This window comes from Desulfovibrio ferrophilus (assembly GCF_003966735.1).
GTDB classification, from domain to species: domain Bacteria; phylum Desulfobacterota; class Desulfovibrionia; order Desulfovibrionales; family Desulfovibrionaceae; genus Desulfovibrio_Q; species Desulfovibrio_Q ferrophilus.
In genome coordinates this window covers 1,330,778-1,350,349 of sequence record NZ_AP017378.1, presented here as the reverse complement: position 1 = coordinate 1,350,349, position 19,572 = coordinate 1,330,778, and the positions used below count along the sequence as shown (strand labels likewise).

General features: G+C 54.2%; 20 protein-coding genes. 5 read left to right on the top strand and 15 right to left on the bottom strand.

Translation table 11 applies throughout. The annotated features are described in order from the left end of the window. Positions 1-12: 12 nt before the first annotated feature. From EL361_RS06280 to EL361_RS06245, 8 genes are all read right to left on the bottom strand, one after another. The gene (locus tag EL361_RS06280) at positions 13-801 is read right to left on the bottom strand and encodes a FliA/WhiG family RNA polymerase sigma factor (protein WP_126377696.1); all 789 of its coding nucleotides are present in this window, start codon (positions 799-801) and stop codon (positions 13-15) included. After that, a complete protein-coding gene (locus EL361_RS06275) occupies positions 755-1,615 on the bottom strand; it encodes a MinD/ParA family protein (protein WP_126377694.1) in 861 nt (286 codons plus the stop codon). The genes EL361_RS06280 and EL361_RS06275 overlap by 47 nt, the downstream gene beginning before the upstream one ends. Beyond that, positions 1,596-2,687: a flagellar biosynthesis protein FlhF gene (locus EL361_RS06270; protein WP_172961653.1), complete on the bottom strand. Its 1,092-nt coding sequence runs from the start codon at positions 2,685-2,687 to the stop codon at positions 1,596-1,598. The genes EL361_RS06275 and EL361_RS06270 overlap by 20 nt, the downstream gene beginning before the upstream one ends. Beyond that, positions 2,677-4,776 (bottom strand): flagellar biosynthesis protein FlhA, encoded by a 2,100-nt coding sequence (gene flhA, locus EL361_RS06265; RefSeq protein WP_126377690.1) that lies wholly within the window; start codon positions 4,774-4,776, stop codon positions 2,677-2,679. Before flhA ends, EL361_RS06270 begins: the two co-directional genes overlap by 11 nt. A gap of 38 nt (positions 4,777-4,814) precedes the next feature. Then, a complete protein-coding gene (gene flhB / locus EL361_RS06260; protein ID WP_126377688.1) occupies positions 4,815-5,882 on the bottom strand; it encodes a flagellar biosynthesis protein FlhB in 1,068 nt (355 codons plus the stop codon). A 27-nt stretch (positions 5,883-5,909) separates the two neighbouring features. Next, positions 5,910-6,689, bottom strand: coding sequence for a flagellar biosynthetic protein FliR (gene fliR, locus EL361_RS06255; RefSeq protein ID WP_126377686.1), 780 nt, complete (start codon positions 6,687-6,689; stop codon positions 5,910-5,912). 204 nt (positions 6,690-6,893) lie between these two features. After that, entirely contained in the window at positions 6,894-7,796 is a 903-nt protein-coding gene (locus EL361_RS06250; RefSeq protein ID WP_126377684.1) for a M23 family metallopeptidase, read from the bottom strand. A gap of 75 nt (positions 7,797-7,871) precedes the next feature. Next, positions 7,872-8,621: a tRNA lysidine(34) synthetase gene (locus tag EL361_RS06245; RefSeq protein ID WP_126377682.1), complete on the bottom strand. Its 750-nt coding sequence runs from the start codon at positions 8,619-8,621 to the stop codon at positions 7,872-7,874. Positions 8,622-8,867: 246 nt separating this feature from the next. Here EL361_RS06245 and EL361_RS06240 point away from each other — a divergent pair, with 246 nt between their 5' ends. The 4 genes from EL361_RS06240 to moaC all read left to right on the top strand — a co-directional run bounded on the left by EL361_RS06240 (position 8,868) and on the right by moaC (position 12,095). Then, positions 8,868-10,202, top strand: coding sequence for a DUF4340 domain-containing protein (locus EL361_RS06240; protein WP_126377680.1), 1,335 nt, complete (start codon positions 8,868-8,870; stop codon positions 10,200-10,202). A gap of 76 nt (positions 10,203-10,278) precedes the next feature. Further along, positions 10,279-10,500: a DNA-directed RNA polymerase subunit omega gene (gene rpoZ / locus EL361_RS06235; protein WP_126377678.1), complete on the top strand. Its 222-nt coding sequence runs from the start codon at positions 10,279-10,281 to the stop codon at positions 10,498-10,500. Between the two features lie 3 nt (positions 10,501-10,503). Continuing rightward, complete coding sequence (dnaJ, locus tag EL361_RS06230; protein ID WP_126377676.1) at positions 10,504-11,613, top strand: molecular chaperone DnaJ; 1,110 nt, start codon at positions 10,504-10,506, stop codon at positions 11,611-11,613. Between the two features lie 2 nt (positions 11,614-11,615). Further along, positions 11,616-12,095, top strand: coding sequence for a cyclic pyranopterin monophosphate synthase MoaC (gene moaC, locus EL361_RS06225; RefSeq protein ID WP_126377673.1), 480 nt, complete (start codon positions 11,616-11,618; stop codon positions 12,093-12,095). A 137-nt stretch (positions 12,096-12,232) separates the two neighbouring features. Here the strand turns inward: moaC and EL361_RS06220 are convergent, their stop codons facing one another. The 4 genes from EL361_RS06220 to hisH all read right to left on the bottom strand — a co-directional run bounded on the left by EL361_RS06220 (position 12,233) and on the right by hisH (position 15,074). Continuing rightward, positions 12,233-12,790, bottom strand: a complete 558-nt coding sequence (locus tag EL361_RS06220; protein ID WP_126377672.1) for a NifB/NifX family molybdenum-iron cluster-binding protein — start codon at positions 12,788-12,790, stop codon at positions 12,233-12,235. Positions 12,791-13,001: 211 nt separating this feature from the next. Further along, positions 13,002-13,436 (bottom strand): MOSC domain-containing protein, encoded by a 435-nt coding sequence (locus EL361_RS06215; protein ID WP_126377670.1) that lies wholly within the window; start codon positions 13,434-13,436, stop codon positions 13,002-13,004. A gap of 224 nt (positions 13,437-13,660) precedes the next feature. After that, on the bottom strand, positions 13,661-14,440 hold the full coding sequence (hisF, locus tag EL361_RS06210; RefSeq protein ID WP_126377668.1) for an imidazole glycerol phosphate synthase subunit HisF: 780 nt from the start codon (positions 14,438-14,440) through the stop codon (positions 13,661-13,663). After that, positions 14,430-15,074: an imidazole glycerol phosphate synthase subunit HisH gene (hisH, locus tag EL361_RS06205; RefSeq protein ID WP_126377666.1), complete on the bottom strand. Its 645-nt coding sequence runs from the start codon at positions 15,072-15,074 to the stop codon at positions 14,430-14,432. Before hisH ends, hisF begins: the two co-directional genes overlap by 11 nt. 258 nt (positions 15,075-15,332) lie before the next feature. On the opposite strand from hisH, the gene rfaD reads away from it, so the two are divergent. Beyond that, positions 15,333-16,304 carry an ADP-glyceromanno-heptose 6-epimerase gene (gene rfaD, locus EL361_RS06200; RefSeq protein WP_126377664.1) on the top strand — a complete coding sequence of 324 codons (972 nt, stop codon included), beginning with the start codon at positions 15,333-15,335 and terminating at the stop codon, positions 16,302-16,304. 154 nt (positions 16,305-16,458) lie between these two features. Here the strand turns inward: rfaD and EL361_RS06195 are convergent, their stop codons facing one another. The 3 genes from EL361_RS06195 to mutL form a co-directional block, all read right to left on the bottom strand. Next, on the bottom strand, positions 16,459-16,821 hold the full coding sequence (locus EL361_RS06195) for a PilZ domain-containing protein (RefSeq protein WP_126377662.1): 363 nt from the start codon (positions 16,819-16,821) through the stop codon (positions 16,459-16,461). A 22-nt stretch (positions 16,822-16,843) separates the two neighbouring features. Then, positions 16,844-17,506 carry a hypothetical protein gene (locus tag EL361_RS06190; RefSeq protein ID WP_126377660.1) on the bottom strand — a complete coding sequence of 221 codons (663 nt, stop codon included), beginning with the start codon at positions 17,504-17,506 and terminating at the stop codon, positions 16,844-16,846. 136 nt (positions 17,507-17,642) lie between these two features. Then, a complete protein-coding gene (gene mutL / locus EL361_RS06185) occupies positions 17,643-19,499 on the bottom strand; it encodes a DNA mismatch repair endonuclease MutL (RefSeq protein WP_126377658.1) in 1,857 nt (618 codons plus the stop codon). Positions 19,500-19,572 lie beyond the last annotated feature (73 nt).

Genomic DNA, 19,572 nt, shown 5'->3' with positions numbered 1-19,572 from the left:
TATGTCTCCTTTTTACTCGAGGCCGTAGGCGGCTCTAAATTTTTTGCGTAATTTTTTGAGTGCTTGAGAGTGGAGTTGTGACACTCTGCCTTCGGTTATCCCCATAACTTCGGCAGTTTCCCTCATGTTCAACTCATCACTGTAGTACAAAGATAATACCAGTTTCTCTCGAAGCGTCAATTCGTCTATTAAACCGGCAATTTTGTCAACGACGTCTTGAAGGGCCGCACTGCGGTATGGTTCGTTGTCGTGGTGGGCGCTGGATTCCGGCGAGAAATGTTCCTGGATGGTTTCCAGCGACAGGCAGAGCTGATTTTGCAGTGCTGCCAAGCCCGATTCGACATCCTTGCGGGAGAGGCCAGTGACCTCCATGATTTCGTCGCGGGTAGGCGTTGTGCCTGTGCGGTGTTCGATGGTTCGGATGGCGTCTTCCAATTGGCGGACACGAGCTCGTAGCCCACGAGAAAACCAGTCCATGCGTCTGAGTTCGTCCAGCATGGCACCCTTGATGCGGTTTTCCGCATAGGTCTCGAACTTGATGTTCAGCTCGGGCTTGTATTTGCGCAGGCATTCGATCAGCCCCAAAGACCCGGCAGAGATGAGCTCGTTGAGCTCTACCTGCTGGGGCAGTTTTCCCTTGAGTCTGAGCGCAAGAATCTTGATCTTCGGCGCATAGTGCCTGACGATCTCATCCTTGTCCCTTGCACTGAAGTCTTCCCAGATGACCTCTCCGGTCTCCAGGAACTTCCAGGGCTCAGTCTTGGAAGAGGAGCTTTTTCCAGAAAAACTTAATGTTGCCATCGAGCTGAGCCGTTCCCTTCCACGAGGTTATCTTGCTGACCACGTTCGTGAGCGCCGTAGTCGCCGGGCCGTCGGGGTACATGACTGAAAACGGTTTTTGGTTGATTACGGCCGTTCGCACCCCAGGATCCAAGGGCAGAACCCCGACAAGGTCGAGGGAGATACCCGAAAGGAACTGGTCACAGGCGTTGTGCAGCTTGGAATAAACTTCTTTTGCCGCCGCCGGTGTTTTGGCCATGTTCACCACCACCCGGAAACGCTGAACCCCGTGTTCGGCCTTCAAGACCTTGATCAGGGCATAGGCGTCGGTCAGGGATGTGGGCTCGGGGGTGAGCACCAGTAAACGTTCCTGAACCGCCAGGTTGAAGTACAACACGTTTTCATTGATCCCCGCGCCGGTATCCACGATCAGGAAATCCACGTTGTTTTCCAGGACATCCATGGATTCCAGCAGGTCCAGCTTTTGTCCCGTATCCAGTTCAAGCATCTCGGCAACGCCGGAAGCGGCGGGCAGGATCTTGAATCCGTAGGGTGTATCAAGCAGGACATCCGTAAGTTTGGCGCCTTCCTCAAAGAGGTGGAAGAGGTTCTTCTCCGGCGTGAGCCCGAGGAGTACATCTACATTAGCAAGGCCGAGATCAGCATCCATGAGCACCACTCGTTTGCCCTTGCGGGCCAGCATGGTTGCCAGGTTGACGCTGATGTTCGTCTTGCCCACGCCACCTTTGCCCGAGGTCACTGAAATGACCTGGGGAACGGTGGCAGCGCTTCCTGCGCGGGGGGCCTTCCTGTCTTTAGTGAGCGTATCTGCCACGTTTCTCCTCGACGGGGCTAAGGGGGAGCTCCTTCTTGAACAGGAGCTTCCAGAGCATTACTGCCTTGGACGGGACAAGGGTGCCGCGCAGGCCAGGTCCGAAGGACAGGGCGGATGCGGGAAGTCCCGTAGCGAACGCCGCGTTCACGATGTCCCCGTAGTTACAGGCTTCATCGAGCTTCGTCCAGACGATGGACTTGGTTTTCGGGGATTTGTGCCGCCGGAAATATTCTTTGAGCTGTGCCGGTGCATAGAGCGGTGAGAGAACCAAGTGCACAGCAAGGTCATTGCGATTTGCCAGTCCCAAGAGCTTCAGGTGCGAATCCAGGTTCATGGCCGCTGTAGCAGCGGGTAAATCGATGAAGATGCTGTCAAAATGACGGGTGTCATCCAGTAGTTCAACCAGCTGCCTGGAGCTTTCGACTGTCTTGTGACTCATGCCGGCCAGCTCTGCATAGTGCTTCAGGTAACGACCGCCCTGGCCTTGTGTGCCAGCGGCGTCGATGACCAGAATTCTGGAGTGGGGCGCATGGTTGTGGTGCAGCATGGCCAGGCGCAACAGGGCACTCGTTTTGCCTGCGCCGCTGGGACCGGCAACGGCATGAACGCGTTCGCTCCATTCGTCGGGTCCAAAGGGTTTGACCGGGACCTGTTTGCTCAGTGGGCAAAGAATGGATGCGTCGGTGTCATGCTTGAGCCCAGCCAGAAGCGAAAGGATAGCGCCAGCGCCAACACCTTCGCGCTCCAAGTGCTCAAGGGGCTGGCGCTGGCGCGGTGCCAGATTGGAGAAGTCCATCTGGGGGCGCATGAGTGTCATCATGTGGGATCTGATTTGATCCCATTCGCGGTGCCATTCACCCCAACCGGGGGCAAGGCCTGTGTCCTGATCAGGGCTGTCTGCCATCGGTTCGCTACCACAGGCGCCGTCAAGGGCTGCGGTGACTTCGTACCAGCAACGTCCGGCTTCGGAGCGTTTCTGACTGGAAAGGATCACCGCGTCGGGGCCAAGCTCCGCCTTCACGAGATTGAGGGCACTCTTGGTGTCTTTGCCATGGAAAGTCTTAACCTGCATAGGGCACATCAATGTTGGCTAAGGTTTGCAGCTTCACATCTGCCGGGATCTCCGCCTGGGAGATGACGGGCAGATTCGGGATGAAGCGGACGAGGAGCTGGGCGAGGTGAGGTCGTACAGCCGGAGAGGCCAGGACAACGGGTTGACCGTCGGTCCCAACGGCCTGCTCGGCGGCGTTGTTGATGCTCTGGATGATTTGCTGGGCCAGATTGGGTTCCATAGCCAGATAGGCTCCCTGATCCGTCTGGCGGATATTGTCGCTGAAGGCTCTCTCCACGTTAGGGGAAAGCACGACAATTGGCAGGGCACCTTTGCTGTCCACATAGGGCTTGATGACCGTGCGCGACAGGCGTGCGCGGACATATTCCGTGAGTTGATCCGGATCCTTGATGGACCGGCCATAGTCGGCCAGTGTTTCCACCACCGAGAGCAGGTCGCGTACGGATACGGATTCGCGAACCATATTTTGCAGGACTTTCTGGATGGTTCCGAGGTCCAACAGTCCGGGGACGAGGTCTTCCACGGCCTTAGGGGCACGCTTGGCAAGGTTGTCCAACAGGCTCTGCACTTCCTGGCGGCCCAGGAAATCATGCATGTTATGCTTGAAGACTTCGGTCAGGTGTGTGGCGATGACTGTGGATGGATCCACAACAGTGTACCCGGCAAGCATAGCTTCTTCTTTCTGAGCCTGGGGAATCCACAGGGCAGGGAGGTTGAATGCGGGTTCCACAGTTTCGACGCCCTGGATTCGATGCTTGGCATCGCCCGGGTCCATGGCCAGATAATGGTCGACCATGATTTCTCCGGCAGCGACTTCGTTGCCCTTGACCAAGACCGAGTACTGGCCCGGCTTGAGCTGCAGGTTGTCCCGCAGGTGCAGAGAGGGAACCACCACGCCCATGTCCAGAGCGAACTGGCGGCGAATGGAGCGGATACGGGACAGGAGGTTGCCGTCCTGCTCCTCGTCCACCAGAGGAATAAGACCGTAGCCCACTTCCAGTTCGAGCATGTCCAGAGGCAGCAGGCTTTGCACTTCCTCGGGGGTGTCCAGGCTCGGAACGCTGTTCTTCTTGTCCTTGGCGGCCTGAGCAGTGATGTCTTGCTGGTCACCTGACATGCGGGACAGGAAGAAGAGCAATCCGGACAGGGCCAGAAAGACCAGCGTCGGCATTCCGGGGATAAGGGCAAAGATAATCAGAATACCGGCAACCAGCTTCAGCGCACGGGTGTGGTAGGTCAACTGGGCCAGGAATTCCTCGCCCATCTGTGCTTCGGCAGCGGCGCGGGAAACGATGAGGCCGGCACTGGTGGAAATAATGATTGACGGAATGGTCGAGACCAGACCGTCACCGATGGTCAGCAGGGTGTATGTCTGGGCTGCATCCATCCAGGACATGTCCTTTTGGACCATACCAATGAAAATGCCACCGACGATGTTGATGGCAGTGATTAGGATGCCTGCTTTGACATCTCCAGCCACGAACTTGCCCGCACCGTCCATGGCACCGTAGAAGTCGGCCTCTCTGCGGATATTCTTGCGTTCGAGCTTGGCTTCGTCTTCGTCAATGAGTCCTGCATTCAGGTCCGCCTCAATGGCCATCTGCTTACCGGGCAGACTGTCCAGAGTAAATCGTGCGGCCACTTCGGCGATACGCGAGGTACCAGTGACGATGACCATTTTGTTCAGGGCGAATAAAATCAAAAAGATGACAATACCGACAACGTAGTTACCACCAACAACAAATTCGCCAAAGGTCTGGATGACTTTGCCCGCAGCACCTGTGCCTTCGTCTCCATGCATCAGAATCAGGCGCGTGGAGGCCACGTTCAGCGCAAGTCGAAGCATGGTGGTGACCAGCAACAGGGAAGGGAAAATGGAGAATTCAAGGGGGCTGCTCATGAACAGGCTAGTGACCAGCACAACCAGAGCCAGGGAAATGGAGATAGTCATCATGATGTCTAGGAAGATCGTCGGCATCGGGATGAGCATCACGAACAGGATGGTCACCACGCCGCTAGCGAGCAGGATATTGCCCTGCTTGCTGAACTTCTCGTAGTTCATGTTCATTGTGCTACTTGCTGAAGCCATATTCTTGACACCCTCTTGTTATTCCGGACAGTTGCCGTTTAAGGCTGGGGACGCTTGAATTTGTTGAGTTGGGCGAGTACCGCTGCAACGGTTTGGAACAGCTCTTCGGGGATCGCCTCTCCAATCTCCACACTCTTATACAAGGCCCGTGCCAGTGGCTTGTTCTCGCGGATGGGAACGCCGTTTTCTCTGGCAATTTCCTTAATTTTTTGGGCAAGATGTTCGGCACCCTTAGCCAGCACAATAGGTGCCGGAGCAACCATAGGATTGTATTGCAGAGCCACAGCAATATGCGTGGGGTTGGTGACGACCACATCAGCCTTGGGTACATCCTGCATCATTCGTTCGGCCATTGCCTGAAGCATTTTACGGCGCTGAGCAGCTTTGACCTTGGGGTCTCCATCTGCCTGTTTGCGTTCGTCTTTGACCTCATCCTTACTCATCATGAGATTTTCTTCATAATCCCAGCGAGTATACCAAGTGTCTGCGATGGCAATGATCAGCATGGGCACCAGAGCGTAGATGACCATCTTGGCTCCGGTGGACAGGATATAGACGGCGATGCCCTCGGTGGTGGCGTAGAACAGCGGTCCGACCTTGTTAATTTCCTCTTTGAGCACCAGGTATGGTGCAAAGCCGATGGCAATGGCTTGAAGCAGGTTTTTGGTAAGATTGATGACCGTCTTGGGGTTGATCATTAACTTCTTCAATCCACCAAGTGGATTAAGGACTTTATCAAATTTGGGCTTGAGAACTTTAGTTGTCCAGAGTGGGCCAACCTGAAGTCGTTGAGTAAGGAAAGCCACAAAGGCAATGAATAGCATGACAGGCAGAGTCATATACGCAATGCGACCAGCAACATCAGTGAGCAGAGTGTAGACACCGGACGGACTGAGAACGGTTGAAGGTGCCGTACTCAGAAACCAGGCGAAGATGACTTTCAATTCGCTGGCGATAACATCAATATATACCGTCAGGCCAATCAATCCTGCGAGCAGGACAGTGGTCTTGCCCAGTTCCTGGCCCTTGGGAACGTTGCCTTCCTCGCGAGATTTATTGCGTCGTTTATCAGTCGCAGTTTCTGTTTTACTTGGATCTTTGGCCATCGCTCAAACTCGCTTGGTATCTATAAATCAACTTAGGGCCATTAAAAGATGTCTGAACATGGGCCCCATTTGGGCAATAAAGCCCTCCACGTGCAGGGACAGGGTTGTGAACAGGACCCCAAGAAAGAAGAATCCTACGCTGATCTTAATGGGGAAGCCCAAAATCAAGACGTTCATTTGTGGTGAGGCTCGTCCGACCAAAGCCAGTGCCAAATCGACCATGAATATGGCGCCCATGACGGGGGCGGCAATTTTGATGGACATGCTGAATATCTGCTCCGCAAATCTAATCAGATCGTGCGCAGCTGTTACAGTGAAAACCAGACCTCCGGGCGGAATCAGGGCAAAACTATCGGCTAGTCCCTCAAGTAGATAAAGGTGACCACCGAGTGATAGAAAGGTCAGCAGGGTGGTCATGTACAGAAAATGTGAAGTGATGACGACTTGCTGACCAGTGAGTGGGTCGGCGACGTTGATCATTGAAAAACCCATCTGGAAACCAATGACCTGACCGCCCATCTGTACGGCTGCAAACAGGAAGCGCACAACAAGCATAAGTGTCATTCCAATGACCAGTTCTCCGAGGAACATCAAAACCAATTGAAATGGGTGGTTGGGAAGCAGAACTCCAGGGAAGGATAAGTGTGGCCATAATGCCCAGGTTAGAATCAGGCATAAGGCACCTTTGACTGATTTGGGCACTGTTTGTCCGCCAAAGAATGGTAGAACAAACAGAACGATGCTCACCCGAAGCAGGGTGAGTAGAAAGCTGAAAGTGGTTGCGGGGTCGAAGTTGAACAGATCCATGCCGGTGGAGATGCAAGGGGCGGGCCACTGTGTCAAAGTGTTTGGCTAATGTGTTTATACCATAAAATAAGATAGTTGAAGCCTTTTGCGTCCTGGGTTTAGAGTTGGTTGTGGAGTCGAATTTTTGGCATCGCCGTCGATGGAATGAAAAAGCCCTCCGGCTCGCAGGGAGCGGGAGGGCCATATTGATTCTGTGCGAATCGCTTAGTTCAGGATGTAGCGCATGGGGTTGACCGGCACGCCGTTCAACCGCACTTCGTAGTGCAGGTGCGGACCGGTGCTGCGGCCAGTATTGCCCACATAGGCAATGAGTTGACCGCGGGTGATTTTCTGACCGTTCTTGATGGCAACGGAATGCAGGTGAGCGTAGCGCGTCAGGATACCAGTTCCGTGGTCAACGGTTACGGCCAAGCCATAGCCGCCATCACGCCCCGTGAAAGTGACCTTCCCCTTTGCCGGAGCATAGATCGGTGTTCCTGTGGGAGCGGAAATATCCAGCCCCTTGTGGAATTCACGCTGCATGGTGAACGGAGATGAGCGGTAGCCGAAGCGCGAGGAAATCCAGCCTTGGACAGGCCAGATGCTCGGTGTCGAGGCCCACAGTTCCTTGTTGGAGCGGATGACCTGCATCAGATCCTGCTGGCGGATTTCTTCCAGCCTGGCCTCTGTATTCAACTGATACAGGAAATTGTGCATCTTGCGGGCAAGGAGCTCCTGACGATGGGTGGGCAGGTAGCTGTCCGTAAAGTCGGAAGACTCGGCTCCACCAAGGGAGGTGCCCCCCTTGCGGTCCTGATCAATGTTGATCATGACACGAAGCTTGGAGTCAAAGTCCCGAATTCGCAGGATGTCTTTTTGCAGGGTCTTGATTTTCGAAGCCAGAGACAGAAGCTGCGTACGTTGTTCTTGCACGGTTTTCTGAGAATCATCGAATGATTTTTCTACGGTCTGATAGTTGACGAAGTATCGCCAAAAAAAGACATTGCTTCCGATGAGCCCAAGGCTCAGCAGAAGCATCAAAGCGATGATCCAGCCGCGAACACGAAGCTTTCTCGAGCAACCTTCGTTGCCCTTGAAGACGACGATGTGATATTTTTTAGAAAGCATGAGCCTCCGAAAAATACGGCGTTCCGGTAGGTTAGTGAATAAAATCCTTCACGCCCGAACCTAATTTACCGATATTTATTTAGTATTCAAGGTTATGTCAAGCTGCCAGCGCTGCAGGGCCTTTAAAACATTGCTTTTGATGCGCTTGTCTCGGGTAAATCTTTCTGCCAACCAATCTTCGGTTTCTGTGCGTCTGGTTTTGCCAGCGCTTGGGCAGGGATTTTGCCAGACAGGCAAATCAAAATCCTTTGCAGCTTTGATAACAGTCTTTTTTTCCAGGTACATCAGTGGTCTGATCATTTGAAGCACGCCACCGAAGAAGTCTTCTTTTATTGACATGCCATGAACCTTTCCTGTCTCAAAAATATTCATGAAAAATGTAGCCATAAGATCATCGGCCGTGTGTGCCATGGCCAGATGGGTGAGTTTGTACTGATCGCATAATTCGAAAAGTCTTTTCCGGCGCTGGTGGGCGCAATAGAAACAGGCCGATTTCTTTTGGTTCTCATCCGAGTGCGCTCGCAGTCCGTGGTCGGTCAGTTCAATATGCCCCGCTACGCCGTTCTCCTTGAGCCATGCTGCCAATGGGGCATGGTTATGAGGATCAAATCCTGGATTGACATGCAGAACCATCAACTCGAAGGGGAAGGGAACGATGCGTTGGCGCATGGTGAGAATTTTCAGCATCAGCCAACTGTCCACGCCACCCGATGCGGCGATACCGATTCGTGCTCCGGGATACACCATCTCGGTCTGCTGCATGAGCTTGCCTGTTGCGCCCAGGCATTGTTTTTGGGCGTAAGTCAGTTTGCCCCATCTAGCCATGATTCGTTTCCTCCTGGCGGTCGCTGGAATGTGGCCATTCGCTAAACACGGCCTGTGGGCGAATCAATAGATGAACATTGGGCTTGACGCAACTATCCCGAGCGATTCAGTCGAATTTATCGAATTCTCGTCGATTCTTGACATTAAAGGCGTGCAGGGCATAGTCAATAATCCTTAGGTAATAGCCTGTGATTGGGCCGCAGTTCGGTATTCATGCCGTAGTTTCAAGCTGTGGGGCCCTTCCGTTTGAGATTTCTCCGCGAATCTTTAGTTCCGGCAGAGGCCGGTTATATCGCTATGAGAATTGGTGCTCTTGTTTTCTTCTTTCTGATTGCCGTGGTTGCGGCTGGCATTGTCCTGACTAGGCAAGCTGTGATTCCTGCTCCGCAGGACGAGCGTTGGCCCGAGTATAGTGCTGCGGCTGCAGATCGGGTCATTCTCGAAGGGCCTTCAGGGGTCTTTGAGTTGTTGCGTCAGGACGGTGCATGGCGGTTGCGGTTACCGGACAGAGGTGTATTGCCTTTGGCCGAATCCCGTAAGGTCGAAGCTTTGCTGGAGTTTCTGGCATTGAATAAGCCAATCCGCAGACTGTCAAACAGTGCCGGTCCGGGGGGTGGTTTTCAGCCAAGAGCCGCCGTTACAGTAGAAGGCCGCTCCCGTTTGGAAATTGGAGGAGACGATGGTTCTGGCGTTGGCGTATTCGCACGAATGGCGGACAAGCCGGGCCTGATGGTGCTATCAAAAGATTATGCAGATGTGCTCGGCCGTTTGCCCGCTGCGTATTTGGATACACGGCTCATGGACTTGAGTGTGGAAGATGTCCTTGTCATTCGCATGTCCAGCATGCACGAGGGCTGGGAGATTCAGCGCAAAAAAGAAGAATTTGTATTCGTCAAGCCGGATATCCTTGGCTCGTCGCGAGTTCAGCGCGAGGCTATGGATTTGTGGTTACATGAACTCGGAGCGCTGCAAGCTGTAAGTCTGGCCCCTATGCCCCCTGAACAAGGGCGTTTACCCGATTTGGCTTTGATCTTGCGCCAGAAAGGCGGACGAAATTCTTTTCTGAAACTATGGCGCCCGTTAGATGATTCAAAACCCTGGATGGTTTCCTCGTCACGACAGGATGTGTTTTTTCTGCTTGACCAGGAGCGGGTTGAGAAATTAAACAGAAACGCTTTTTCGCTGATCGACCGTCGACTTGTTCTTGTTGAACTCGGGCAGGTGCGGCGGCTTGAATTGACCCATGCAGGACGTGTTTTCATTGCCCGTCGTGATGGTGAAAATTGGCGAAGTGAAGGCGCTGGGGAATTGACGGGCATTGACATGCGTCTCTGGCGTCTTACTGATTTGCAGTACGAATACGGTCCGGTGGGTGCACTTCCTGCCAGTGCGGAACAGGCGCTTCGGCTCGTTTTAAAGGGCGAGAAGGGTGTTCCACTGCTTGATCTTGTGTTTTATACGGACTCCGGGTTGCCCGGTGGCCAGTGCTGGGCTGGGAGATATGGCGAAAAGGCCTTTCACCCGGTAGATAGCCGTTTGTTTATGGATCTTAAGGGAATGCTGCCTCCGCTTGCGGAGTGAAGCCCCCATGCATTGAACTTAATAGGCTCGTGCGGACGCGCATGGGTCCAACGTTGTGATCACGGAGTATATGACCATGGCTAGAATCACTGTGGAAGATTGCTTGGCCCAGGTAAACAATCGTTTTCTTATCGTCCAGATGGGTATCAAGCGCGTGAAACAGTACCGCGAAGGCTACGAGCCGTTGGTGGTTTGCAAGAACAAGGAAGCCGTAACCGCTCTGCGCGAGATTGCCGGTCACAAGGTGATCCCTGGCGATAAACTTACTGAAGTTGGTCTTCAGACTGCCGATAGCTAAACCATGAGTCAAAAAGATTACTATGATGTTCTGGGCGTTGGTCGCGAAGCCGGTGAGGATGAAATCAAAAAAGCCTATCGCAAGAAGGCATTCGAATTTCATCCAGATCGCAACCCCGATGACGCCCAGGCCGAAGAAAAATTCAAGGAAGCCGCTCAAGCCTACGATGTGCTTAGGGACGCCAACAAGCGGGCCCGATATGACCAGTTTGGACACGAAGGGGTCAATGGCAATGGCTATGGTGGTTTCTCCAATACCGACGACATCTTCAGCTCCTTCTCCGATATCTTCGGCGACCTGTTTGGGTTTGGTCCGTCGCGTGGGCCACGTGCCACCAAGGGTGCCGATCTTCGGTACAATCTGAGGATATCCTTCCGTCAGGCCGCCAAGGGCGATCAGATGGAACTCAAGATTCCCCGCAAGGCGCGCTGTACGGAATGTGACGGCAGCGGAGCCGAGCCTGGCAGTCAGCCTGAATCCTGCCAACAGTGTGGCGGTTCGGGGCAGGTGACGCAAGCCCAGGGATTCTTCCGAGTCTCCACTCCATGCCCGATTTGCCGTGGCCGTGGAACAGTAATCCAGAATCCCTGTGCCAAGTGTCGGGGTGAAGGCATTGTTCAGGAGACTCGCGAGCTGCAGGTCAACATTCCAGCGGGAGTGGATAACGGCTCGCGCCTGCGTCTGCGCGGTGAGGGTGAACCTGGCGAATTGGGTGGCCCCTCAGGCGATCTGTATGTGGTCATCTACGTGGATGAGGACAAGACCTTCCGTCGTCAGGGCCAGGATCTGGTGCACACCGTAGAAATCAATATGGTGCAGGCGGCTCTTGGAGCCACTGTTGATGTTCCCACCCTGGATGAACCCGTCCCCCTGTCCGTTCCCAAGGGAACCCAGAGTGGCGAGGTCTTCCAACTTCGTGGATTGGGTCTGCCTTTTATCAATAGGCAGAGTACTGGCGATTTGCTGGTAGAGGTCCTTGTGGCGACTCCCACGAGTTTGTCCAAGCGTCAGGAGGAACTCCTTGAAGAGTTCTGGAAGCTGGAGGACAAGAAGCTGAAGAACAAGGCCAAGAGCTTTTTCAAGCGGGCTAAAGATAAGGCCATGGGAGACTGAAAATGGGCGACAAGCTGACGCATATTGACGCTTCAGGCAATGCTCGCATGGTGGATGTTGGAGACAAGGCGTCCACCAGACGTGTAGCCATTGCCGAGGTTTGGGTTAAGCTTTCGAGTAAGACCTATGCTCTTCTGGTTGGAGGCGCTTTACCCAAAGGTGATGCCTTGGGGACCGCCAAGGTTGCCGGTATTCTGGCTGCCAAGAGCACGCATCAGCTGATTCCCATGTGTCACCCGTTGGCATTGTCCTACGTGGATGTCCGTTTTGAACCGGACGAGGCAACCTGCTCCTTGCGAATCGAGGCTGAATCTCGTACTGCCGGTCCTACCGGTGTTGAGATGGAGGCCCTGACAGCTGTTCAGGTGGCAGCACTCACTGTCTATGACATGTGCAAGGCCGTGCAAAAGGACATCGTGATTGAGGGGTGTCGTCTGCTGCACAAAAGTGGTGGTAAAAGCGGGACCTACGAAGCTCGCTAAGCCTCTTTAGTTCGAATAAAAAATCAAGGCCCGCTCCGTTTGGAGTGGGCCTTTTCGTTGGTTTATTGAGACTTGCTGATTAAGCCTCCTCTGGCTTGTGTACATAGGGGCGGTGAGAGAGCTGTCGTGAAGTCGGACTAGTTTTGGCCACCGCGTCCCGTAACCATGCCACGACCTTGGCCCATGCCACGACCTTGGCCCATGCCACGACCCATGCCACGACCTTGGCCCATGCCACGACCTTGGCCCATGCCACGACCTTGGCCCATGCCACGACCTTGGCCCATGCCACGACCCATGCCACGACCTTGGCCCATGCCACGGCCTTGGCCCATGCTCATTGCTGCATTGGGTTGAGGTGTCGTTTGCGCACCAGACTCTGCGTTCTTGGTCTGTTCCAGTGCCTGAGCTACTGTGCCGGGAGCTGCGCTCATGATTTCAATCTTAGCCTGAGTCAAAGCTGCTAAGGCATTGGGCCCGACGCGACCGGTGACGACACGAGTCGCCCCTGCTGCGGCAACAGCCTGGGCCGTTTGGATGCCGGCTCCCTGGCCAAGAGCAGAGTTGTTTGAGTTGTCCATAATTGTAAATTGCTCGGTTTCCGTGTCGTAGATGATAAACATGACCGCACGGCCAAAGCGATTGTCCATGGCGCTGTCGAGCGTGTTTCCCGTGCTGCTGACGGCAATCTTCATGGCGGTATCCTCCTTTTTGTTGTTTTGTTCTATTCAAAACACAGCAAGGACCATGCAAGAAAGTGATTCTTAATAATATCAGTATAATGAGTTAGATTGTCTTCAGCTCGTGGAATAAGATTTCGCCCAAAAAAGAGCAGGTAAGGGCGAACTATGCGCCCTTACCTGCTGTGGAGTTGTACTTATGGAAAAAGCTGGTGTTGTCGGGAACTCAACTCCCGGTGATATCGACGGAGTCACCAGGTTTGACCATGCCTCCAACGACGACTTTGGCGAAGATTCCCTCGTTGGGCATGATGCAATATCCCACAGTCTTGTGAATGTTGCATTTGCTGTGGCACTTCTTCCCGATTTGAGTGATCTCAAGGCGGATGTCCGGTCCGATTCTGAGCTTTGTCCCAACCTTCAGCAATTCCAGCGGAAGTCCTGTCGTAGTCAGGTTTTCGGCAAAATCCCCTGGAACCAGTTCTGGCATTTTCTCCTGCATGCGCTGGATGCCTTCCAAGGCAAGCAGGCTGACTTGGCGTTCGCTCCCGGCATGGGCGTCGCCCACCATGCCAATTCCTGCCTGAAGGAGAGCCTTGTCGACGGTTTCCTTTTTCTGGTGCTTGACTGTGCTGGTGCATACGGCGTGGATGGTACCCATGGTTTCTCCAGATGTGTCACTCGGATTAAGTTGCGAGGAAACTATATCCGATAATTTCAATCGGGATCAAGTGCGGGAGACTTGGTCAGACTTTAGCACATGATAAAAACACGATCGGGGACATGGCGTTTGAATTGGAAAAAGACAAAGCCCTCGTCGTTTGGCGAAGGCTTTGTTGTGTTGAAAGAGAAGTGCTCCCGATTGGCGGGAAGAAGAATGTAGGGCTACCAGATTTCGCGGACCTTCACTCCTCGCTTTTTCATTACGTCTTTACAATCCTTGATGGAATACTCGCCGTAATGAACGATGGAGGCGATGAGAGCCGCCGAGGCTTTCCCTTCCAGGCAGGCATCAGCCATGTGGTCCGGATTGCCTGCGCCACCCGATGCAATGATCGGGATGGAGACGGCCTCGGAGATCATTCGGGTCAGATTGAGTTCGTAGCCATCCTTGGTGCCGTCGGCATCAATGGAGTTGAGGCAGATTTCACCGGCCCCGAGGGCTTCAACCGTCTTTGCCCATTCCAGTGCATCCATGCCCATGCGCTTGCGACCACCGTGGATTACGATTTCGTAGCCGGAGGGGCAGGCCTCTGATTTGTCGACGGCCAGCACGTCCATGCCCACGACCACAGCCTGGGAACCGAAAGCGGCTGCACCCTGGCTGATCAGGTCCGGATTTTTTACGGCAGGTGAGTTCAGGGAGACCTTTTCGGCTCCGGCCAGGAGCACGGCCCGCATTTCCTCGAGGGAATTGATGCCGCCACCTACGGAGAACGGAATGAAGATCTGTTTAGCTACTTCCTCCACCACGTTCAGCATGATGCCGCGATGTTCGTGGGAGGCGGTGATGTCGTAGAAGACCAACTCATCCGCGCCTTCCTCATAGTAGACGCGAGCAGTTTCCACCGGGTCGCCGATATCGACATTATCCTTGAATTTAATGCCCTTGGTGAGGCGGCCATCGCGCACGTCGAGGCAGGGGATGATTCTTTTACTGAGCATCACGCACCTCCTTGCAGTACTGGGCGAAGTTGGATAGCAGTGCCAGACCTGGTCGACCACTCTTCTCAGGGTGGAACTGTACGGCCCACAAGCCTTCGCGGCCATGGAATGAGCAGAACTCTGCGCCATAGGTGGTCATGCCCAGCATGTATTCTTCGGCCGGTGCCGGGTAGTAGCTGTGGACGAAATAGAATTCAGAATTGGGGTCGATGCCACGGAACAGTCGTTCCTCGGGATGATTGAGGGCGACTTTATTCCAGCCCATATGGGGAACACGGATGGGGTGGCCGTCTTCATCGAGCCAACCAGGGTTGAACAGTCGGCATTCACCGGGGACGATGCCCAGTGTCTTGGTGTCGTTTTCCGGGCTGTAATCCAACATGATCTGGCAACCCACGCAAATCCCCAGTAGGGGTTTGCCTGCGGCGACCTGTTCGGCCAGGACTTCGTTCAGTCCCGTAGAGGTCAGATTGCCCATGGCCTGTCCCGCAGCGCCCACGCCCGGGAAGATGATTCCGTCGGCCCTGGCAATGGCTTCGGCGTCTGCCGTGATGCGGCAGGGGATGGACAGATTATCAAGGGCTCGCCGGACCGAGGTCTGGTTGCCAGCCTTATAGTCGAGAATTGCAAGCATGTTCCTTCTCCTATGGTGAGACCTGCCGAATTAGTAAATATTGGGCTTGGACACAAGTGAAAATCGATTGTTTGTCCTTCTGAGTTGATGCGATGCCGTCGGTGTGATTGTGAGCGGAAGTCGACTTGTACAAGAGCATGTCTCATGGAAGGTACCGTATCCCGGTGCGTTGCCCTTCGGACGACTGCGGTGTATGACGGGGCCGTTCCGGCTAAGCCCGGACCTTATACGAGACATTTACTGACCACAGGAGAACGTATGCATATTGTTACCGGCGGAGCTGGATTCATCGGCAGCGCTTTTGTCTGGAAGCTGAATGAGATGGGTATCGACGATGTCATCATCGTGGATAACCTGGGCGAGACCGAGAAATGGAAGAATCTCGTCAACCGTCGCTACGTGGACTATTTTCATCGCGACGATTTTCTGGACATGATTCTGCACGATGAATTGCCGTTCGAGGTCGATTCCATCACGCATATGGGGGCCTGTTCTTCCACTACCGAGCGCGATGCCGATTTCCTGATGGAGAACAACTATCGTTATTCCGTGACCCTGGCCTCGTGGTGTCTGGAGAACGATGCGCGATTCATCAATGCGTCGTCGGCGTCCACTTATGGCGATGGTGAACTGGGCTTTATGGATGATGAAGAACTGATTCCCAGCCTGAAGCCTCTGAATATGTATGGTTATTCCAAGCAGTTGTTCGACCTGTGGGCGCTTCGGGCCGGTTGCATGGGGCGCTTGGCGAGTCTGAAGTTCTTCAATGTCTTCGGACCAAACGAGTATCATAAGGACGATATGCGAAGCGTGATCTGCAAGGCTTACAAGCAGATTGGTGAAACCGAGACCATGCGACTCTTCAAGTCCTATCATCCCGATTATGAGGATGGGGGACAGAAAAGGGATTTCGTGTACGTCAAGGACTGCGTGGAGGTCATGTGGTGGCTTTTGGAGAATCCTCAGACTGGTGGAGTCTTCAACGTCGGCACCGGCCAGTCGCGTACCTGGAACGATTTGGCCCGGGCTGTCTTTGCAGCAATGGATGTGCCCGAGGATATCCACTACATCGATATGCCCGAACAGTTACAGGGCAAATACCAGTATTATACCGAAGCCAACGTGGACAAGCTCAAGGCAGCTGGTTGTCCGGTTGGGTTCACGAGCCTGGAGGATGCAGCAAGGGATTATGTGCAGAATTATTTGGCACAGGCCGATCCTTACCTGTAGGCCGTTGAAATTCCCGCACTGATAGCGTTACTTTGATGCACTCCGCCCCTTGTATCTGTCCAATATGCGTCGGTTTGGTGTGCAATCATAGTTTACTCAAAGATAAGAAAAGACCGCTCCCATTAGGAAGCGGTCTTTTTTCGATGGAATCGGCTTAGCCGAAGAAAGAGGAGAAATGGAAGATCAGGGCTTCGACATCATCCTTGGGCAGGTTGTCGTCGAATCTGACTCCGAATTGGCTACCCAATTGGTTATACCAGGCAATGGTGCCAGTTTTGTCCTGCATGAATTCCAATCTCTCAGAGGCAAAGGACTGGAGCTCGATCACTAGGCCACGCTCAAGCGGGGTGTCGAGTGTATCGGGATTCAGTAAGCGACCACGTAGCCCACCTGAACTGACGTCGAGTAGTTCGCAGTGTACCGTACCGCATTGGGCTACTTCGGCGGTGTAGGCTGCGCTGTTCCCTTTGAGCTTCAGGCTGAAACGTGGCGCTGCGCGCTTATCTTCGCCGGGCATGGAAAGGGCCTCCCGATCAGTATTATTCCAGTTCGAATCCTTCGATCATGTCATCCAGGTCCAGGTCGTCGCCTTGTGGGTTGAGTACCACGGGCTCGATCATTCGCTTGCCCTTGGTGGTGTCGGTTCCTGCGGTCAAAGGGATTCCATTGTACGTGATGGAGGAGAGCAACCGATCTTCCAGGCCGAAGCTGGGGAAGGTTTCAACGCAAACGCTAAGCAGGGAGGGTTTGAAGTCACCCTTCACATCGTCAAGGGTCCAATTCAAAGTGCCCTTGTCCACCGAGCCCATGAGAATGAGCAACTCGTCCTTGTTGATCTGGGACAGCATCGGAGCAGGGGAGACAGGTGTTTCATCAACGGCGATTTTGTTGGGATAGATTTCCTGAATGGATTCACCGTCGATTTTGACGGTAATGGACATGCTGTCATCCAGGACAAAAGCCGAGCCGTGATAGAACCTGTTTTCGTCCCACCAACCTTTCCATTCATAGCCTACCGATTCGGCGAATTTTCGGGATAATCCCTCATCGAAATAGAGGACACCCTTGAAGCAGTTGTGTGCGAAGTAGGGGGTGTTATTTTTGCCGTAGCAATGGCGTACAACCTTGGCCAGAAAGGCCTGGGGCACGGAGGAAATCACGATTTCATCTTTGTATCCGGAAATTTCAACGGTCAATTGCATCTGAAGCACTCCTTGTTCAAGGGGGCGGGAGCTGAAACAGGTAGGTCCATGACTTGAAGATATACCCCTGCCCGTAAGTGTTGTGCAAGCAAAACCGAGGGTTGGGGAGATCATCGATACATTCGGAGCGGTCCAATTAGGCTTTGCGTTTGAACAGACGCTCCAATTCACTGAGGCTCCATGAAATCCGAATGGGGCGCCCGTGTGGGCAATAGTCTTTGTCCGGGGTCGTGCGCCAGGTGGAGAGTAGCGAGAGGGCTTCATCTCTGGCCAGGGATTGTCCGGCCTTGATGGCAGCCTTGCAGGACATCATGGCCCACAGGTCACGAATGTTTTTGGCCTGCCCGCTGATGGCAGCACGGAGATAATCCTTGGCTCGTGAAGCCGTCAGCAGTGCTGGAATGGCGTGTATTGACAGGGTCTCAGGCGTTGGCGTCCGCATGTCGAAACCAAGTTGCTTCAGGTCCGTCCAAAGTTCCTGAAGTCTTGAGGCCTCGGAAGGGTGCAGGGGCAATTGCAACGGGGTAACCAGAGGCTGGCTGTCGCCGCCCTGTCCTGCATGTTCGAAGCTGTGGAAAAGCACCCGTTCGTGGGCGGCATGCTGGTCGATGAGAGAAAGCATTCCGTCTTCGCCACGCAGGATGAGGTAGGTGTCCGCCAGTTGCCCCAGATAAGTTTCTGGGCCGGAGGCGACGGGGGGGGCGGCGGCAGTTATCGATGTTGCCCCGGCAGGAGCACTGGCGACCATGTCGGCCTCAAGCCAATGATTTCCGTCGGCGCTGGAACGGTGTGGGGCAATATCCAACGTCAGCTTACGTTCTGTCGCGTGATTGAATTTGTTGCTCAGAGATGTGATGTGGGAGTTGGAATAGGATTGCGATGCGGCACTGCCGCTGGCCCCAAGGGGATTGCGCGCGCGATGATTGTCGTGGCGGATTGTTTCGCTGGCGAATGTGCTGCCCATGCCGGGGCCGGAGGAATTGGTATGATCCAGAGCAGAGAGAATGGCACGGCGTACGGTTGAGAAGACGGATTTCTCGTTGCGAAAACGAACTTCATTCTTGGCCGGGTGAACATTGGCATCCACTTCATGCGCGGGAATTTCGACAAACACAACGGCTTGTGGGTACTCGCGACTGAGCAGCCTGCCCGAATAGGCGTCGCGCACGGCCCGTAGCAGCATTTTGTCCTGAACCGGACGTCCATTGACATACAGCAGGATTCGATCGCCTCTGCCTTGGGCTGCCTGAGGGTCCCCGGTGACACCATGCACGCGATATTCGTCGCGTTGATAGTCGAAGGGGTGCAGAACATCGGTCACCGCCGGGGGCCAGGCCTGAGAAAGTCGTTTGGATAGGGATTCCCCGGCCTGGAAGGTGTATATCTTTCGGCCGCCCGAGGTGAATGTCAGGCGTACATCCAGACGGGCTAATGCCAGTCGGAAGCAGGCATCCTGACAGCGGCGGGCCTCAGTGGCAGGAGTTTTCAGGAACTTTAAACGAGCCGGGACGCTGACAAACAAGTCCTGGACTGTGATACGGGTGCCTGAGCGGAGTGCGGCGGGTCCCTTGGATGCAATATGTCCGGCATCCAACTTGATTTCGAAGCCTTCGTCCCGGTCTTGCGTGATGGAAGTCAGGGTCAGTCGCGAGACCGAGGCAATGGATGGCAGGGCTTCGCCTCGGAAGCCGAAGCTGTCGATGGTGGCCAACTCCCTGATGTCGGTGACTTTGCTTGTGGCGTGACGGGTCAGTGCCAACTCCATCTCGTCGGGAGCCATGCCCCAGCCGTTGTCGAGGATTTCAATCAGGCCTTGTCCGCCTTGGTCTATGCTCACGTCGATGGCTGTTGCCCCGGCATCTAGACTGTTTTCCATGAGCTCTTTGAGTACCGACGCCGGGCGCTCGACAACTTCTCCCGCTGCGATCTGATTTTGCAGTTCGGGAGGCATGACCTGAATGGGACGTTTGTTTTTTGGGGTGCTGCTTGGCATGGTCAGAGTGTACCGGAAAGGCTGCTGGCCGAAAACCCCAGAAGGCAAAAGAAAACGCGCGAAACCATTTGGT

Bases quoted from the DNA above. Each gene is read 5' to 3' on its own strand.
- flhA (WP_126377690.1), bottom strand. From the start codon at position 4,776: ATGGCTTCAGCAAGTAGCACAATGAACATGAACTACGAGAAGTTCAGC.
- EL361_RS06245 (WP_126377682.1), bottom strand. From the start codon at position 8,621: ATGGCTAGATGGGGCAAACTGACTTACGCCCAAAAACAATGCCTGGGC.
- moaC (WP_126377673.1), top strand. From the start codon at position 11,616: ATGGGCGACAAGCTGACGCATATTGACGCTTCAGGCAATGCTCGCATG.
- fliR (WP_126377686.1), bottom strand. From the start codon at position 6,689: ATGGATCTGTTCAACTTCGACCCCGCAACCACTTTCAGCTTTCTACTC.
- EL361_RS06220 (WP_126377672.1), bottom strand. From the start codon at position 12,790: ATGAAGATTGCCGTCAGCAGCACGGGAAACACGCTCGACAGCGCCATG.
- flhB (WP_126377688.1), bottom strand. From the start codon at position 5,882: ATGGCCAAAGATCCAAGTAAAACAGAAACTGCGACTGATAAACGACGC.
- EL361_RS06280 (WP_126377696.1), bottom strand. From the start codon at position 801: ATGGCAACATTAAGTTTTTCTGGAAAAAGCTCCTCTTCCAAGACTGAG.
- EL361_RS06190 (WP_126377660.1), bottom strand. From the start codon at position 17,506: ATGCAATTGACCGTTGAAATTTCCGGATACAAAGATGAAATCGTGATT.
- rfaD (WP_126377664.1), top strand. From the start codon at position 15,333: ATGCATATTGTTACCGGCGGAGCTGGATTCATCGGCAGCGCTTTTGTC.
- dnaJ (WP_126377676.1), top strand. From the start codon at position 10,504: ATGAGTCAAAAAGATTACTATGATGTTCTGGGCGTTGGTCGCGAAGCC.
- hisF (WP_126377668.1), bottom strand. From the start codon at position 14,440: ATGCTCAGTAAAAGAATCATCCCCTGCCTCGACGTGCGCGATGGCCGC.
- EL361_RS06270 (WP_172961653.1), bottom strand. From the start codon at position 2,687: ATGCAGGTTAAGACTTTCCATGGCAAAGACACCAAGAGTGCCCTCAAT.
- mutL (WP_126377658.1), bottom strand. From the start codon at position 19,499: ATGCCAAGCAGCACCCCAAAAAACAAACGTCCCATTCAGGTCATGCCT.
- hisH (WP_126377666.1), bottom strand. From the start codon at position 15,074: ATGCTTGCAATTCTCGACTATAAGGCTGGCAACCAGACCTCGGTCCGG.
- EL361_RS06215 (WP_126377670.1), bottom strand. From the start codon at position 13,436: ATGGGTACCATCCACGCCGTATGCACCAGCACAGTCAAGCACCAGAAA.
- EL361_RS06195 (WP_126377662.1), bottom strand. From the start codon at position 16,821: ATGCCCGGCGAAGATAAGCGCGCAGCGCCACGTTTCAGCCTGAAGCTC.
- EL361_RS06250 (WP_126377684.1), bottom strand. From the start codon at position 7,796: ATGCTTTCTAAAAAATATCACATCGTCGTCTTCAAGGGCAACGAAGGT.
- rpoZ (WP_126377678.1), top strand. From the start codon at position 10,279: ATGGCTAGAATCACTGTGGAAGATTGCTTGGCCCAGGTAAACAATCGT.